The following is a 16,391-nucleotide window of genomic DNA, read 5'->3' as shown; positions in this document are numbered from 1 at the left end:
TTTGGAACTCATGTTGAGTGTAGGTCACCAAATTCTTGCAGCAATTTGGCTGAGTAAATGAGAGACACTTTCTTTAATGGGCACATCGCTGCCGTTCAGTTCGACCTGTGGTGCCAATGGCGGCTCATAAGGGCTGCTGATTCCTGACATGTTGGGAAGCTGGCCACTGCGGGCCTTTTTATACAGACCCTTGACGTCCCGCTGTTCACAGACATTCAGCGGCGTGCTCACATACACCTCGACAAAATTTTCTGACCCAATCAGTTCCCGAGCCATCTCTCGCTCTTGCCGGAAAGGGGATATGAAGGCTGTCAACACAATCAGGCCGGCGTCCAACATGAGTTTGGCCACTTCGGCAATGCGACGAATATTCTCTACCCGGTCCGCATCAGTAAAGCCAAGGTCTTTGTTCAAACCTTGACGCACGTTGTCACCATCCAGCAGATAGGTCCGTTTGCCTTGGTGATTAAGCGCTGCCTCTAACGCGTTTGCCAGGGTTGACTTCCCTGAGCCCGAGAGACCCGTGAACCAGATGACTTTGCCTTTGTGCCCGTTGAGTTTTTCTCGATCTTGCCGGGTAATAGACAACGCCTGTTTATGCACATTTTGTGCACGTCTCAAGCTATGGCGAATCATGCCCACAGCTACCGTGGCATGGCTGAAGCGGTCTATCAATATAAAGCCTCCCAAAGGTTTTGATTGCGTGTATCTATCAAAAACCAAAGGTTTTGAAGTAGCCAGGTTACAAATACCTATGTCATTCAAGGCGAGTTGTGTGGCAGCCTGATGTGCCAAGGTGTTGACGTCTACTCGATATTTAAGGGTCGTGATGGTGGCCGAAGCCCATTGATTTGCAAGCTTGATGTCATAACTACGGCCGGTGAGTCCGGCTTCCTCGTTCATCCAGACCAAAACGGCTTCAAACTGATCAGTGGTTTCAAGTGGATGCTGGCTCAAGGAAAGTATGTCGCCACGGGAAATGTCAATTTCTTTGCTCAATCGCAAGGTCACTGCATGACCCTTGGCTGCTTGCGTCAATGATCCAGCCATCGTGACAATTTCGGCAATCGCGGCTGTTTGGCCTGAGCTCGTGACACGAATTTCGTCACCAACCCTGATACTGCCTTCAGCCACACTCCCGCTGAAGCCGCGGAATGATGCGTTTGGTCGGCTAACCCACTGCACCGGAAATACCAGTCTGTCGGAGCTATGTGCATGGACTTCAATGGTTTCCAAATAGCCCATCAGGGTAGGGCCAACATACCAAACTGTATTGGCTGATCTTTGGGTAATGTTGTCACCCTTGAGGGCCGATAGTGGAATGGAGGTAATACTCTCAAAACCAAGTGGTTGAGCAAACAATGCAAATGCCTCGCTGACTTGGCTAAATGTTTTTACGTCAAAACCTACCAAATCCATTTTGTTGATGGCCAGTACCACGTGTCGAATACCCACGAGCGACACCAGATAGGCGTGGCGAAGCGTCTGCGTCAGCAAACCTTGGCTCGCATCTACAAGAAGTACTGCCACGTCTGCGGTAGATGCACCTGTGACCATGTTGCGCGTGTACTGCTCGTGACCTGGCGTATCTGCCACGATGAACTTTCGTCGCGCGCTGGCGAAGAAGCGATACGCCACATCGATGGTGATGCCCTGTTCCCGCTCAGCCGCCAGACCATCTACCAGCAACGCAAAATCAATATCACCATTTTGAGTCCCATATTTTTTCGAGTCTGCTGCCAACGTGGCAAGTTGATCGTCAAAGAGTTGATGGGCCTCCCAAAGTAATCGCCCTATCAAGGTGCTTTTTCCATCATCCACACTACCGCAGGTGATGAAGCGCAGCATATCTTGTGTTTGCTGCTGCACCAAGAACGCTTCCACGGTATTTGGTGGAACTGGCGGATGTGCATAGCTTGATGATGCTTGGGCGTGGCGTCTGGTCTGCGAACGTGTCATCAGAAATACCCTTCTTTCTTTTTCTTTTCCATGCTGGCAGCAACGTCGGAATCAATTTTCCTACCTTGCCGCTCGGAACTGTGACTACCGGCCAATTCCAGAATAATGTCTTCTAATGTTTCCGCACGTGACTCCACCGCGCTGGTGAGTGGATAACAACCCAGGGTCCGAAAACGCACCTTACGAGTCTGGATTTCTTCACCCGGCAACAATTGAAAGCGATCATCATCAATCATCAGGAACATACCGTCGCGTAAAACGACTGGACGTTCTTTTGCAAAATACAGCGGGACCACCGAAATGCTTTCTTGCCAGATATATTCCCAAATATCGAGCTCTGTCCAATTTGAGAGTGGAAAGACCCGGATGCTTTCACCCTGATTTTTGCGTGTGTTGTAGAGATTCCAGAGCTCGGGACGTTGGTTTTTCGGATCCCATTGATGAGAGCTGGTTCGAAACGAGAAGATACGCTCCTTAGCACGTGATTTTTCTTCGTCTCGCCGGGCACCGCCGAATACCACATCAAACTTGTACTTGTCCAAAGCTTGTTTCAAACCCTCGGTTTTGGTGATATCGGTATGCAAGGCCGAACCGTGATCAAAAGGGTTGATGTTCTTTTGTATGGCTTCGGGATTGATGTGTATAAGCAAGTCCATGCCACTTTCGCGAGCCATATAGTCACGGAAGCTGTACATCTCTTGAAATTTCCAACGCGTGTCCACATGAAGCAGCGGGAATGGTGGTAACGATGGATAAAACGCTTTGCGAGCCAAGTGCAACAGGACAGCACTGTCTTTACCCGCTGAAAAAAGCAGGACCGGATTGTCAGCTTCTGCAACCGCTTCACGAATGATATGGATACTTTCGTTCTCTAATTGCTGCAAGTATGGGATGCAAATCTTTTCCTGCGACTCCATTCGCCGAACACCAAGAATCTGGCGATTTAAGTTCAAAGTCGGCTGATTGGCTAGCAAATTGACAAATGGCATGTCTGGCATCTGGCGGCAAAGCTCCACCAATCGCCCGTGGGGGAACACCACCACCTCTTTGCTCACAAATGCTTGCAGTTGCTCAATCGCAGTTGTCATTTGCTCTGGTACGGAAGAAACCTTGGCCATCGGCACCCAATAACGTGCACCTCGCGCATCGTTGGCATGCAAACACTCCTGTCCAGTCGCCAAGGCATGAAGTTGAGCAAATAGCACCAGTTTGCGTTTACTGCGCGCTTTTTCCAGTTCCTGCCCGAGTACTAACATAATGGGCGGGCGATCAAACTCATCCTTCAGTTGCTCGGGTTTCAGCTCAGGAGGCAATATCGCCAGTTCATGCAATCGCCGCTCAGTGGTTCGTTTGGTATCCGCATAGCCCATGGCCCGAAGATGCTGAAAAGCACGTTCGGTGTCCCATACCTGATGAGCGTCTAGCCCAAGAAGATCCACAGTTTCCATAAGTCCCGTTATGTCGTAATTTGCAACAAAAATTTTACAGATGACATTTTATTCTTTCGAATTTACAATTACATGAATTTTCTTAAATATATCCATAATGCGACAAAATCCACAGAAATTTGCTCATGGCTGTCATAAGCGGCCATCTATTCATGCGCCAAAGCTTTTGCGGTTGCGATGATCGACCATGCATATGCCACAGCAGGTGCGATCACTGGTTTGATCGTCGGCTTAACAGGCGTCGGGGGTGGCGCATTGATGACGCCGATACTTCTCTTGTTCTTTGGGGTTCCGCCGACCACCGCTGTCGCCACAGACCTATGGTTTGCCGCCCTGACCAAAACGGTTGCTGCCCGTATTCACAATAATATGGGACAGGTAGACTGGCAGATAGTGAAACGTCTTTGGCTTGGCAGTTTGCCGGTCGCCCTATTGGTCGTTGTGGTGATCAGCCTCGGTACGACAGTATCAAAAGTGGAATGGCTGACGCATGCCATTGGCTTGATCGTGATGATGACCGCGTGTGGTTTGCTTTTTGCGCCATGCCTGTTAGCAAAATCACACAAGCGCCGGTTGATCAAACCGGAAATTTTGGCGCGCCTGCAACCGGGGTTGACGGTAGGCGCAGGAGTCACGCTCGGGATTGTCGTGGCGTTGACTTCAGTGGGGGCTGGTGCGCTGGGCAGCGTCATGCTGCTTTATCTTTACCCGCTCCGAATGAGTCCCCATCGCTTGATTGCCACCGACATCGTGCATGCAATACCCCTAGCGATGGTCGCGGGTATTGGCTATTTGATTGCCGGCATGGTGGACGGGACAATGCTGATCAGCCTGCTGGCTGGCTCTGTCCCCACTGCCGCCATCGGGAGCCTGCTGAGTCGGAAGATCTCTGGGCGATGGATGCAAATTTTGCTGGCGATAGTGTTACTGGGGGCTGGGGGCAAGATTTTTGCCTGAAATACCAAATTCAAATTGGCTTTGATACTCGCTACGCCTCGTCCGATTTGTGATCAGCCGACACCCCTCGCACCTCCATCAATGCCATCCGCTGATTCAGCCGACGCAACTGCCGCTCAAGTTGGGTGTGCGTGATGTCCGAGTAGAGAGATTTGACCAACAACACCACGACGGCACCCAACAAAAGTGCTGCCGGTGAATAGCTGATGCCCACCCAGGAAGCGATCCGGTCGATCAGACCTGGCCACAGACCCAGCAGGGCGGCCAGGCCGGCAATACCAATCCAGAATAGGGCATGTGAAATGTAGATATGGTCACGGCGCACCAGAAACAGGATGAAAAAAGCCAGACCAAGGCCAAGCAAGCTGGTGGTGATTTGCAGGTTGGCCATCATGGTTTTGCCGTTGACTTTGTCACCGCTTGAGGTGTGGCCTTAGCCGGGGACTCATTCAACTGCTGTTGCAGCTTGCGATAAATGGGGTTGGCGGGTTCAGCGCGCATGGCCAGTTCCAGATCTTGGGCACTGGCTACGCGGTTACCAAGGTAAAAGTGGGTCAGGGCGCGGGCGTAATAAGCTGGGCCAGTGGGGTGCTGCGCAATGGCCGGCGTCAGAATGGCCAAGGAAGCCGCGTAGTCTTTCTTGCCGACAAAGGCCATGCTCAAGCCGATTTTGTAGCGTTGTTTGTCAGGGGCTTGTTGGATCAGCGTTTGATAAGCCGTGATCGCAGCATCGAAATTTTGACTGCCTACGGCCGCTTCGGCTTGGCGCATGCGGGTAAATTGCGCTGCCTCTGGTCCCTGTCGGTGTTGCAGTGCTTTGGTGAAACTCTCAAAAGCCTCGGCAAATCGCCGCAGGGCATATTGCGATTCACCACGGTGGTAATACAGCGCCGCTTCGGTGAAACCTTTGCCCTCGGCCTGAACAAAGTTCTCCAAGGCTTGCGGGTGCTGTTGGAGTTGTTGCAGACTGACACCCATATTGAACCGAGCCGAACCCAAAGGCTCACCCAAAGCTTCCGCCTGACTGAAAAGGCGCAAGGCTTCCTGATAATCGCCCCGGTCCTGGTATTCGGCCGCCAGATTAAGCACCGAGCGCCAGCGACCTACCGCGTTGGCCGGGCCTTGCTTGTCAATTTTGGCGCTGGCATCGGCCCAGGTGGTGGTGGGCGTTTGCAGGCTGTTGATGCGCTCAAAACTAAGGGCTGCAAACAGCCCGGCCACGATCAGCCCGACAGCGTAAAAGGTGCGACGCGAGGTGCCGACCAGGGGCAATGCAAAGAAGATCGGAATCGGGACGGCCCAAAGGTAACTGCGGTACAAAACAAAGGGGTCTTGCAACCAGACCGTCGCAAATTCGGTCAAGAAAAGCAGGCACGGTATCAACAAGCACAAGCCAATCAAGCCCCAGACATCGCTGCGGCGGATGACCAACCAGACGCCAAGGATCAATGTGCTGACCCAAGCCAGGGCACCAGCCATATGCCAACTCCATAGCGTCAAAGGGAAACTGGGCCGGATGTCAACGGACATCCAGTTGACATTTGGCAAAAACCACATCAACCCATACTGAAAGAACAAGCTGGCTTGGTTGATGATGCTCAATGGATAGATTTGCTGATCAATCCCAGGACGCAATAGCGCCAACTGGGCAGCAAAAGCCCGGGATGTTTCGTCAAAGACCGTGCCAACAATAGACCCGTAGAGCTGAAACAGCACGGTGCCTGTAGCCACCAGCACCAGGCCGGCTACCGCCATCACCCCAATCACCCGCTGCAAGCTGGGTCGCCTGACAAAGACAAACAGCGGCACGGTCAGCAGAATCGCGGTCACAGCGTGTTCTTTGGAAGCCACTGCCAGCACGTAGCAGACGGCGGCCAATACCCGCCAGCGCAATTGACCAGTCACCAAGCCGCGCACGTAGCTCCAGCAGGCCATGGCGACAAACAGCGTGGCCATGAGTATGGAGCGCTGAATGAGGTAAGCCACCGCATAAACAGCCACGGGATTGAAGGCCCACAAGACGACGCCCATGCGGGCAGCCCCTGCCAGCGAACTGGAGAATTGCGGCAGACTACGGGTGTTCTCTTCCCACTCAGTGCGATGAAGCAGCTCAAGGGCCAACATATAAAGCACGAACGCTGTGGCAATGTGCAGCCCAATATTAAAAATGCGCTGCTTCCACCAGCCCTCGCCAAAGATGTCTTGAATCCAGACAAAACTGCCATAGGACAGCAGGCGCGGTTTAACCTGCATCAGGCTGCCATACTGACCAAAGACGGTGCCATCTGTAAGGCGCCCATCGTCAAACACCAGCTGGTTATTGATTCCGAACGCATACAAAATGGCAATGCCAGCAGCAAACGCAATGAGGAATATCAGAGATATTTGTCTTGTTGTCATTCCCCGGAACCCGTTTTCTCGTTAAATGTGCAAAAGATTCTAATCTGGTGATGTACGTACAGGCTATTGCACTTAAGTGTTTTCTAAAACAGGTATTTTTAAACTGAAATTTTCAAGCCGAGTCGTTTCCTGAATGCCAGGATGTTGTCTGACAGCCAGGCGGTGCTGGCACGCGGTCTGGCCTATGGTGAAAGCTGCAATGTCTGCTTTGTGCATTGGCACCGTGAACGGTGGGCGCCCAGGCCCACGCCAGGACCTGGGTTGGTGTTGTAATTATTCAAATTAATTGAATATTGCCAACAATTCCATTGAATCCATTTGCAATGACTGCTCCCTAAACTTGCGGTTTCGTATCAGGGTTATCCCTGATCAACCTCAACTGGAGCACTGTTTTGACCTCATCCCTGCCCGACCCGACCACGGACCAGCCGCGCTACACCGCCGTGGCCATGGCCCTGCACTGGCTGCTGGCGCTGCTGATCCTGGCCCTGTTTGTGCTGGGGGTGTACATGACGGACCTGCCGTTTTCACCCACCCGCCTGAAGCTGTACAACTGGCACAAATGGGCCGGTGTCAGCCTGTTGCTGCTCACCATCCTGCGCCTGGGCTGGCGCCTGACCCACCGGCCGCCAACGCTGCCGGCAGCCATCCGCCAGGCCATGCCGGCCTGGCAGACCCGTGCCTACCACGCCACCCATCACCTGATGTACCTGCTGTTTTTTGCCGTGCCGCTGCTGGGCTGGGCCTACAGCTCGGCAGCCGGCTTTCCAATCGTCTGGTTTGGCCAGATCAGCCTGCCGGACCTGTTGCCCGCCGACAAGGCGCTGGCCGAATCGATCAAACCGCTGCACAAGCTGGCAGCGCTGGCCCTGATCGCGCTGGCCGGTCTGCACATCGCCGCCGCCCTCAAACACCATTGGCTGGACCGTGATGGCCTGCTGCAGCGCATGCTGCCGGGCCGAGGCTGAAGCCCTGCCTCTCTGTCAACACTTTTCCACAGGAACCCGCACCATGAACACCAAGGTTTTGATCAGCGCCCTGAGCGCCAGTCTGCTGGCCGCGCCCGCCTTTGCCCAGCAAAAACTGCTGCCCGCCCAAAGTGAACTGGGCTTTGTTGCCAAACAGATGGGGGTGCCGATCAGCGGTCACTTCAGAAAGTTTGACGCCCAACTCAGCTTTGACGCCAGCAAGCTGGCCAGCAGCAAAGTGGCATTCACCGTCGACATGGGCAGCGCCACACTGGGTGCGCCCGAGATGGACAGCGAGTTGCCCAAGGCACCCTGGTTCAATGTGCCGAAGTTTCCCCAGGCCACCTTCACCTCCACCAGCTTCAAGGCGCTGGGCGCGGGCAAATACGAGGTGGCCGGCCAACTCGCCATCAAGGGCCAGGTGCAGAACGTTCAGGTGCCGCTGACCATGAGCCAGGCCGCCGGCGTCACCGTGGCCAGCGGCGTGCTGCCGCTCAAACGCCTGGCGTTCAAGATCGGCGACGGCGAATGGGCCGACACCTCGATGGTGGCCGACGACGTGCAGGTCAAGTTCAAGCTGTCACTCACCGGCGTCGGCAAGCTCTGAGTCATTTTTCAATTTCTGCCCCTCTTTTTTCAACGGTTTTCTTTCACCCTTTCAGGAGTATTTATGCGTTCCATCTTGTTGCCTCTCGCCGCTGCCACCGCCTTGCTGGCCAGCACTCTCCCGGCCCAGGCCGCCAGCTACGCCATCGATCCGGCGCACACCTATGTGACGTTTGAGATCGGCCACTTTGGCACCAGCACCAACCGCGGCCGTTTTGACAAGAAAGAGGGCAGCGTGGAGCTGGACCGCGCCGCCAAAACGGGCAAGGTCGAGATCGTGGTGGACACCAATTCCATCAACACCGGCTTTCCAGCGTTTACCAAACATCTGCAAACTGCGGAATTGTTTGACACGGAAAAGTTTCCGACCATGAAATTTGTCGCCGACAAGTTCAGCTTCAACGGCGACAAGGTCAGTGAAGTCTCCGGCGCGCTGACGCTGCTGGGCAAGACCCAGCCGCTGACGCTCAAGGCCACCAATTTCAACTGCTACAACAGCCCGATGCTCAAGCGCGAAGTCTGCGGCGGTGACTTTGAAGGCACGCTGGACCGCACCCAGTTCGGCATGAATTACGGCATTGACTGGGGTTTCCCGAAAAACGTGCGCCTGGTGGTGCAGGTCGAAGCGGTCAAGCAGTGATCCCCTCGGGTTACAAGCAAAATCGGCCTGTAGCCCAGATCAAATAAACCTGGATAGCTATTAAATCAATAGCTATCCAGTTACACAGGCGCTCCGGGGCCGGCTCGTGTATCCCAGCCATCCCTCAAATCAGAGGGACTCTGCAAACGTCTTGAGTTGCCCCAGGGCGACTTCCCATTCTTTGCCGATGATCTCCAGGGTCCGCTTCGCTTCATCGATCTGCCCTGGCTCCAGCTGCCAGAGGCGTTCGCGGCCCCGCTTCACGTCGCGCACCACACCCGCCTGCGCCAGCACCTGAAGGTGTTTGGTCACACCTTGCCGGCTGATTTCGGCGTTTGCCGTCAGCTGCGCAATTGAGAAGGCACCGCCCGCGCAAAGTACCGCCACCAGTTTCAAGCGCGTCGGGTCGCCCAATGCCGCAAAGACGCTGGCCAGCGTTTCGCTTGACCGGACGATGGCTGACAAGCCCGTGTCGCGCTGGTCCGTGCCCTGCGCCGTGCTGCTACGCGCTGGCATGTCGCGCGATGTTGTTCAATTGCGCCTCCCAGCCACGGCTGTTCATGCGAAACGCTTCCAGGCGACGGTGCGGTGGCACCTTGTCGAACCCCGACTCCACCACCGTCAGCAGCGTGCCGTTACTGGGCGCATCCTTCAATGTGAAGGTCACCAGCGTCGGCTCCTCCTCGTCATAGTCCACAGACGGCTCGACGGCATAGGGGTGCCAGCGATACGAGAGCAGGTTCTGTGGTTCGATGCGCTCGATGACCACGTCAAACCACGCGTCCTCGTGACCGCAGACGGTGATCTGGCCGCGCACACGCTGTCCGGGCGCAAAGCTCTGGCCCTCCAGCTTGGCGCCGAACCAGGTGCCGAACGCTTCGGCATTCGAGAGCGCGTGCCAGACGCGATCACGCGAGGCGTTGATGACGATGCTGCGTTCAATACGGTCATTGTCTGATCTGGTATTCATGGTCTGTTCACTCCTTGTTTCCAATTTCATGGCGCAGTGACCACTGCGCTATCCAGCACGTAGGGTGTGCCCTGGCCGGTCTTGACGAATTGTTGCAAACTGGCCAGAAAGTACCGCCAGCCATCGCAGCACAGGGTGTAACACTCGAAGTTGGGCACGAGGCCAATGTGCTCGAAGTCCAGACGGGTCCAGCCGTTGCCTTGCGGCGTCAGACGGAACACAGGCTGTGTGCCCACCCATTCGTCCCTGCGCGTGAGCTGGTCGACAGCAATATGGGCACCCGTACACAGCCAACGCACTTCGTGGCCCGGTTCGAGCCGTTCAATGCGCATGTCCTTGTGGTTGGGTCCGAAGCGAAAGTGGTTCGTGTCACCCGTCTTGGCCTGGACGTCGCAATCCTGCGTCCACCAGCCTCGCAGCCCTTCGGGAGTGGTGAGTGCGGCGTACACCGCAGCGGGGTTTGCCTCTAGGATGAGGCTCTGTTGGTAATGGCTCATGACATGACTCCTTAAAACGCAACTGATCGGTTGCATTTTTGGATTATGGGGTCATCTACTGAAAAATGCAACCAATCAGTTGCCTAATACTTTTGCGCAAGCCGTGCACCGGTGCTGGCTTGGACGCCTCGTCCGCATCCACCTGTCAGCTGGCGCACCATTCACGGGGAATGGCGTTGAGTCGAAGTCCCAGATCTGGCTGCGCAGCCAGATCTACGCACAACGCCTCGACCACAACACGCACCCGTTGGCTCAGGAACTGGCGGTCGGGATAACACAGGAATATTTGCCGCCCTTCATGTTCATACTGGTCATGGAGAACCAGTTTCAGGCGGCCGCTCCGAAGCAGCGGGGCAGCATGCTGAAGCGCAGCCTGGCTGATCCCCTCACCTGAAGCCGCAAGCTCCATGAACAGGTCCGGGTCCGAGGTCCACACCTGCGCATGTGGAACCCACTTGATGGTTCCCCGACCTGAAACGTTTTTGAACCGCCACTTGGCCATTTCTCCCGAAGCAAACTGTAGCCCCAGAACGCGATGATCCTTGAGGTCTTCAGGCGTGGCCGGTGTTCCGTGCTGGCGCAGGTAAGCTGGCGAAGCAACGAGCACGCTGATCAATGGACAGATCGGCCGAGCGATCAAACTGGAGTCATGAAGTTCTCCGACGCGCACGCCAATGTCATCACCACTGCCAACCAGGTCCACGGTGCGGTTGTCCAGATTCAGCTCCATCTCCAACTTGGGGAAGCGGCGCGCGATTTTCGCAAGAGCGGGCAATATGAACTGACGCCCAAACGAGATCCCCGAGGTGATCCGGACCCTGCCTTGCGGCTCCGCATTGGTGCGGGTCAGCTGGTCCGCTGCCTCGTTCAGCGATCTCAGGGCGCTTCCGACCTGAGCCAAAAAAGTCTGCCCCTCGGTTGTCAGCGCCAGGCGCCGTGTCGATCGATGAAACAGGCGGACTTGCAGCTCCTTCTCAAGTCGAACCACGTTTTTACTGACGGCAGCAGGCGTGACGCCCAGCTTCACGGCCGCGCCAGTGAAACTCCCGCTTTCAGCGCTCTCAACAAATGCGTTCAAACCTTGCAAGTTTCGCATCGCCACTTTCAACCCAAGCTATCAAATCAATTTCCATTATGGCTATTTCAACAAGGCCTTGAGATGTTTAGCATCCGTCACTTCCTTTTGACGAGGTCCATCATGATTGCGCCTGATCACACCATTGACGCCAGACAAGCCGTGGCAGCAGACAGAACGGCGGTGCGGGTCGCCCTGTGGCGAGCCATGCACGTCCAGGTCGACCCACCACCGCATGTGTTCGCCGACGAGATCGGCCTGCAACTGGCCGCCCCGGATGACGGTTGGCAGCGCCGCCCGGACATGGCCGTGAAGGCCACGCGCCGCGCCCGTGCGTCCATCGTGGCCCGTGCGCGTTTCATCGAGGATCTGGTGGCGGCGCAGGCTGACCAAGGCGTCAGCCAGTACCTCATTCTTGGCGCCGGCCTGGACACCTTTGCCCAGCGCAGGCCGGAGCTGGCCAGCGGGCTGCGGGTGTTCGAGGTCGATCAGCCGGGTCCTCAGGCCTGGAAACGGCAGCGCCTGATCGAACTTGGCTTCGGTATCCCGCCGTGGCTGCGGCTGGTGCCAGTCGATTTCGAGGCGGGACAATTCTGGTGGAAGCAGTTGGATGATGCCGGCTTCGAAGCCGGACAGCCTGCCACCGTGGCCGCCACCGGCCTCTCCATGTACCTCACCCGGGAGGCGATCATGGCCACACTGCGCCATGTCGCGGCGCTCGCACCGGGTTCCACACTGGCCATGACGTTCATGCTGCCACTGGAGCTTGTCGAGCCCGAGGAGCGTCCCGGACGACAGATGACGGAGAAATTTGCGCGAGCAGCGGGAACACCCTTTCTCAGCCTATTGACCCCGTCAGAGATGCTGGCACTGGCCCGTGAAGCTGGTTTGCGGGAACCCCGGCATGTGTCGGCAGCCAGTCTGACCGAGCGCTACTTCGCCGACAGGACAGATGGCCTGCGTCCGTCAAGCTCAGAGGAACTGCTGGTCGCGACGGTCTGATTGGACCTCACGGCGCCAGCAGCTGCTGCTGGCCCATCTGGTTGCGCAGGTGAAACTGGTCGCGGTCAATGTCCTGCAACTGGCGGCGGATCTGGCGCTTTTCCTCGTCCGTGGTGGCGCTTTCCAATTTCTTCTGCAGCCGGTTGCTTTCCTGCGTGTTTCGTTGGATGCGTTCCTGCGTGCGATAGACCTGCAAACCTGCATCCAGGTAGCGGGCAAAACTGGCATAGCCGGCCTGGCCGACACACACCTCGGCCTTGCCGCTGTGGCCCGCCACGCCTTCGCGCCAGCCATTGGCCGCGGTGCAAAACCGCTGGATGCCGTTGTCCCAGCCCTGACGGTAGGCGCGGGCGTTGGGCACCACGCCGATCTTGCCGCAGTCTTCGGTGTAGTCGGCCAGCCGCCGCTCGGTCTCCCCACGGCTGCCATCGGCCAGCCCGACCCGGCCCCAGTCGGCCGTGCGGCATTCGGATTCGGACATGGATTCACACCCCGCCAGGGTCAAGGTCAACAGCAGCAAGGTCAGGGCTTGGGGTTTGAACATGGTTGGTGTCCAGCAGAAATGTCAGGGTGAAATGGCGGCGCCCGCCGGGTCGGGCAAGGCGCACACCGCATGGGCGAAAGCTTCCACCTGGGCCCAGTCCGTGAACTCGACCACCGTTCTGGGGTCGGTCGGGCCGTGGGTGAGCAGCATGATGAAGCGGATGATCTGTCGGTCAAAAAAACCATAGACCGGGTAATTGAGCTTGCCGGCAAACACGGCGGTCAGCTGCGGGCGCCAGTCGATCTGGCGCAGGAATTTTTTCAGGTACGGGTTGGTGTCGGGCTGGTTCTTGTTGGGCTTGCGCGCCACCACGTTGACGCTGAAAAACGCGCTGGGCCGACGCTCCAGCAAGGCCTGGTGCTGGCTGATGAACTGCGCCACCTGCGGCTGGTGGTGGCCATAACGGATGCTGGCGCCGATGACGATGCGCTCGAACTGCGCCAGATCCAGCGCACCCGCCTGCGCCAGCGGCAGCAGCGTGACGCGCTGGCCCAGTGCAGTCATGACAAACTTCAGCCGCTCACAGATGTGCAGCGTATGCCCGTCGGTGGTGGAGTAGGCCAGCAGGGTGTGATGCGCCACGGTGTGTTCACCAGCCAAAAGAAGCTCAGGGGCGTCAGTCCTCAGCCAGGTTGTCGGGCTTGAACGATGCTGCCAACTTGGCCTGGGTGTCGGCACCGACCTGGGCATAGTGTGAAAACGCCAGGCTGTAGGAACCCTGACCCGAGGTCAGCGACTTCAGCCGGCTTTGGTAGTCACCCAGCTCGGCCAGCGGCATCTGGCCGGAAATCGCCACCGTGCCTGCCGGACGCGGCTGGGTGCCGGTGATGTGGCCGCGTTTGCTGGCCAGATCCCCGGTGAGGTCACCAATGGTGGCCTCGGGGGCCTGCACCTCAATGTTGACCAGCGGCTCCAGCACCACCGGCCTGGCCGCGCGCACGGCCTCCAGTGTGGCCTTGCGGGCGGCGGCGACAAACGCCACCTCCTTGCCGTCCACCGCGTGGGTCTTGCCGTCAAACACCGTCACCCGCAGATCGTGCAGCGGGAACCCGGCCACGGCGCCTTCGGCCAGCGCCTGGCGCACACCTTTTTCCACCGCAGCCATGAACACGCCGGGAATGGCGCCGCCCTTGACGACATCGACAAACTCAAAACCAGCGCCGCGTTCGAGCGGCTCCACGCGCAGCATGACCTCGCCAAACTGGCCGGCACCACCGCTTTGTTTCTTGTGCCGGCAGTGGCCCTCGGCCTGGCCCAGGATGGTTTCGCGGTAGGCGATCTGGGGCGCACTGGTGTCCAGCTCCAGCTTGAACTGCTGCTGCATGCGCAGCATCTTGGCGCGCAGGTGCATGTCGCCCAGGCCGCGGATCACCGTCTCGTTGGTGCCGGGGTGGCGTTCCACGGTAAAGCAGGGGTCTTCCTGCTCCAGCTTGTGCAGGATGTCAAACAGCCGCTGCTCATCCCCCTTGCGCCGGGTCTGCACCGCCAGCCCCTGCATGGGCAAAGGGAAGACCAGCGGCTTGAGATGGATGTGGTCTTCGTCGTGCGAGTCATGCAGCACGCAGTCAAAGTCGATCTCGTCGACCTTGGCCACGGCACCCAGCTCGCCAGGCGCCAGCGCCTCCACCTCGACATAGTCCTTGCCCTGCAAGCGGTACAGGTGGTTGACCTTGAAGGCGCGTTTGGCTGAGCCGGCATAAAGCTGCATGTCCCGGCGCACCGTGCCCTGGTGCACCCGGAACACCGCCACCTTGCCAATGAAGGGGTCTATCACCACCTTGAACACATGGGCCAGCACATGCAGCGCGTCGTCGGGCTGGGCAGCAAAGGCTTGCGGGTCTTGCCCCGGCTCACCCTTGTAGAACAGCGGCGGGTTGCCTTCGCTCGGGTTGGGTGCCAGTTTGACCAGCGCATCCAGCAATTGCGGCACCCCGGCACCGGTCTTGGCCGACACAAACAGGATCGGAATCAGGTGACCGGCGCGCAGCGCTGCTTCAAACGGCGCATGCAGTTCCTGCGGGCTGGGGTCCAGACCGTCCTCCAGATAACGCGCCATCAGCGCATCGTCCTCTTCAACCAGCTGGTCAATCAGCGCCCGGTGGGCTGCGGCCACCGAGGCAAAGTCGCTGTCGCCGTCATCGTGGCCGAGCAGCTCCACCACCTCCTGCGCCTGGTGGCTGGGCAGATCCAGCAGCAGGCATTGTTTGCCAAACCGTTCACGGATGCTGTCCACCAGCGCCGCCAGGTCCAGGTTGTCGGTGTCGATCTTGTTCACAACCAGCATGCGGCACAAGCCACGCTCGCCGGCCAAATCGAACATGCGCTCGGTCATCAGCTCAATGCCGGTCTGGGCGCTGATGACGATCAAGGCGGTATCCACCCCCGCCAGCGCCGCCATGGCCTGCCCGGCAAAGTCCGGGTAGCCGGGGGTGTCGATCAGGTGGATGCGCGTGTCGGCGCTGGTCAGGCTCACCAGGGCCGACTGCAGCGAGTGGCCCAGCTGCTTTTCAATCGGGTCAAAGTCACAAACCGTGTTGCCCTTTTCCACCACACCACGGCTGGTGATGGCCCCGGTGGCCGCCAGCAGGCTTTCGGCCAGCGTGGTTTTACCAACGGCACCATGCCCGACCAGGGCCACGGTGCGGATTTTTTCAGCCGGATTCAGACTCACGAGCGTCTCCTGCAGAGGTGGTGATGAGCTGGAGTTTACGCCTGCCTCCGGGGTGGCAGGACAGGTGATCTCAAAGCGGATGCTCGGTATAAAACTGGCCGCCGTGGTAGAGCAGGGGCGAGGCGCCGGTGCGGTGGCTGCAGTACTCCACCTCGCCGACAAAAATCACGTGGTCACCCTCGGCATACCGGCTCCGGTTGAAACATTCAAACGTTGCCACGCAGCCGCTGATCAGCGGCGCCCCGCTGGCGCCTTCGGTCACTGCCAGGTCGACGAAACGGTCGATCCCGGGGGTGGCAAAACGCTGCGCCAGCGCCTGCTGGTCGGCCGCCAGGATATGGATGGCGTAATGGGAGCCCTGGTGAAACGCGTCGTACGACCTGGCCGCCCGCGCCAGGCTCCAGAGCACCAGCGGCGGTGACAGCGACACCGAGTTGAATGAATTGGCCGTCAGCCCCACCAGCTTGCCGTCGGGCGCCCGTGCCGTGACGATGGTGACACCGGTGGCAAACATGCCCAAAGCGGTGCGGAATTCGGTCTTGGAAAAATGGGGGAGCCGGGCTGGGGCGGCGGATTGGTGCAACGACATCCGGCCCAATTTACCCGATATTGCCGTGCCACGCCTGCCGTAGGTGCAATGGGATGGCTGGCGAG

17 protein-coding genes are annotated in these 16,391 nt (G+C 57.9%); 5 read left to right on the top strand and 12 right to left on the bottom strand.

What is annotated here, in order from left to right; genetic code table 11:
• Nucleotides 1–24: 24 nt before the first annotated feature.
• A complete protein-coding gene (gene cysN / locus PHW99_RS01405; RefSeq protein WP_300173005.1) occupies nt 25–1,959 on the bottom strand; it encodes a sulfate adenylyltransferase subunit CysN in 1,935 nt (644 codons plus the stop codon).
• On the bottom strand, nt 1,959–2,876 hold the full coding sequence (cysD, locus tag PHW99_RS01400; RefSeq protein WP_300173066.1) for a sulfate adenylyltransferase subunit CysD: 918 nt from the start codon (nt 2,874–2,876) through the stop codon (nt 1,959–1,961). The genes cysN and cysD overlap by 1 nt, the downstream gene beginning before the upstream one ends.
• 708 nt (nt 2,877–3,584) lie before the next feature.
• Here cysD and PHW99_RS01395 point away from each other — a divergent pair.
• Entirely contained in the window at nt 3,585–4,364 is a 780-nt protein-coding gene (locus PHW99_RS01395; protein ID WP_300173002.1) for a sulfite exporter TauE/SafE family protein, read from the top strand.
• Nucleotides 4,365–4,395: 31 nt separating this feature from the next.
• Here the strand turns inward: PHW99_RS01395 and PHW99_RS01390 are convergent, their stop codons facing one another.
• Together PHW99_RS01390 and PHW99_RS01385 are read right to left on the bottom strand one after the other, a co-directional pair.
• Entirely contained in the window at nt 4,396–4,758 is a 363-nt protein-coding gene (locus tag PHW99_RS01390; RefSeq protein WP_366912887.1) for a DUF2304 domain-containing protein, read from the bottom strand.
• Nucleotides 4,755–6,764, bottom strand: a complete 2,010-nt coding sequence (locus PHW99_RS01385; RefSeq protein ID WP_300172999.1) for a tetratricopeptide repeat protein — start codon at nt 6,762–6,764, stop codon at nt 4,755–4,757. Before PHW99_RS01385 ends, PHW99_RS01390 begins: the two co-directional genes overlap by 4 nt.
• A 392-nt stretch (nt 6,765–7,156) precedes the next feature.
• Here PHW99_RS01385 and PHW99_RS01380 point away from each other — a divergent pair, with 392 nt between their 5' ends.
• The 3 genes from PHW99_RS01380 (at nt 7,157) to PHW99_RS01370 (ending at nt 8,978) form a co-directional block, all read left to right on the top strand.
• On the top strand, nt 7,157–7,732 hold the full coding sequence (locus tag PHW99_RS01380) for a cytochrome b (RefSeq protein WP_300172996.1): 576 nt from the start codon (nt 7,157–7,159) through the stop codon (nt 7,730–7,732).
• A 43-nt stretch (nt 7,733–7,775) separates the two neighbouring features.
• On the top strand, nt 7,776–8,339 hold the full coding sequence (locus PHW99_RS01375) for a YceI family protein (protein ID WP_300172993.1): 564 nt from the start codon (nt 7,776–7,778) through the stop codon (nt 8,337–8,339).
• 63 nt (nt 8,340–8,402) lie between these two features.
• Nucleotides 8,403–8,978, top strand: coding sequence for a YceI family protein (locus PHW99_RS01370; protein WP_300172990.1), 576 nt, complete (start codon nt 8,403–8,405; stop codon nt 8,976–8,978).
• A gap of 129 nt (nt 8,979–9,107) precedes the next feature.
• Here PHW99_RS01370 and PHW99_RS01365 read toward each other — a convergent pair whose 3' ends face one another.
• From PHW99_RS01365 to PHW99_RS01350, 4 genes are all read right to left on the bottom strand, one after another.
• Nucleotides 9,108–9,494: a metalloregulator ArsR/SmtB family transcription factor gene (locus tag PHW99_RS01365; protein WP_300172987.1), complete on the bottom strand. Its 387-nt coding sequence runs from the start codon at nt 9,492–9,494 to the stop codon at nt 9,108–9,110.
• The gene (locus PHW99_RS01360; RefSeq protein ID WP_300172984.1) at nt 9,481–9,948 is read right to left on the bottom strand and encodes an SRPBCC family protein; all 468 of its coding nucleotides are present in this window, start codon (nt 9,946–9,948) and stop codon (nt 9,481–9,483) included. Before PHW99_RS01360 ends, PHW99_RS01365 begins: the two co-directional genes overlap by 14 nt.
• Before the next feature lie 26 nt (nt 9,949–9,974).
• Nucleotides 9,975–10,445 (bottom strand): SRPBCC domain-containing protein, encoded by a 471-nt coding sequence (locus tag PHW99_RS01355; RefSeq protein WP_300172981.1) that lies wholly within the window; start codon nt 10,443–10,445, stop codon nt 9,975–9,977.
• A gap of 145 nt (nt 10,446–10,590) precedes the next feature.
• Nucleotides 10,591–11,523, bottom strand: a complete 933-nt coding sequence (locus tag PHW99_RS01350) for a LysR family transcriptional regulator (RefSeq protein ID WP_300172978.1) — start codon at nt 11,521–11,523, stop codon at nt 10,591–10,593.
• A 141-nt stretch (nt 11,524–11,664) separates the two neighbouring features.
• On the opposite strand from PHW99_RS01350, the gene PHW99_RS01345 reads away from it, so the two are divergent.
• The gene (locus tag PHW99_RS01345) at nt 11,665–12,522 is read left to right on the top strand and encodes a class I SAM-dependent methyltransferase (protein WP_300173060.1); all 858 of its coding nucleotides are present in this window, start codon (nt 11,665–11,667) and stop codon (nt 12,520–12,522) included.
• Between the two features lie 7 nt (nt 12,523–12,529).
• Here PHW99_RS01345 and PHW99_RS01340 read toward each other — a convergent pair whose 3' ends face one another.
• The 4 genes from PHW99_RS01340 to PHW99_RS01325 all read right to left on the bottom strand — a co-directional run bounded on the left by PHW99_RS01340 (nt 12,530) and on the right by PHW99_RS01325 (nt 16,326).
• Nucleotides 12,530–13,066, bottom strand: a complete 537-nt coding sequence (locus tag PHW99_RS01340) for a DUF2799 domain-containing protein (protein WP_300172975.1) — start codon at nt 13,064–13,066, stop codon at nt 12,530–12,532.
• Nucleotides 13,067–13,087: 21 nt separating this feature from the next.
• A complete protein-coding gene (hemG, locus tag PHW99_RS01335) occupies nt 13,088–13,648 on the bottom strand; it encodes a menaquinone-dependent protoporphyrinogen IX dehydrogenase (protein ID WP_300172972.1) in 561 nt (186 codons plus the stop codon).
• Between the two features lie 34 nt (nt 13,649–13,682).
• The gene (gene fusA / locus PHW99_RS01330; protein ID WP_300172969.1) at nt 13,683–15,737 is read right to left on the bottom strand and encodes an elongation factor G; all 2,055 of its coding nucleotides are present in this window, start codon (nt 15,735–15,737) and stop codon (nt 13,683–13,685) included.
• Nucleotides 15,738–15,807: 70 nt separating this feature from the next.
• Entirely contained in the window at nt 15,808–16,326 is a 519-nt protein-coding gene (locus PHW99_RS01325; protein ID WP_300172966.1) for a flavin reductase family protein, read from the bottom strand.
• Nucleotides 16,327–16,391: the final 65 nt, after the last annotated feature.

Source organism: Rhodoferax sp., from assembly GCF_028689305.1.
Taxonomy (GTDB): domain Bacteria; phylum Pseudomonadota; class Gammaproteobacteria; order Burkholderiales; family Burkholderiaceae_C; genus Rhodoferax.
Note: the sequence above shows the minus strand (reverse complement) of the source record. Positions and strands in the feature narration are given on the sequence as shown.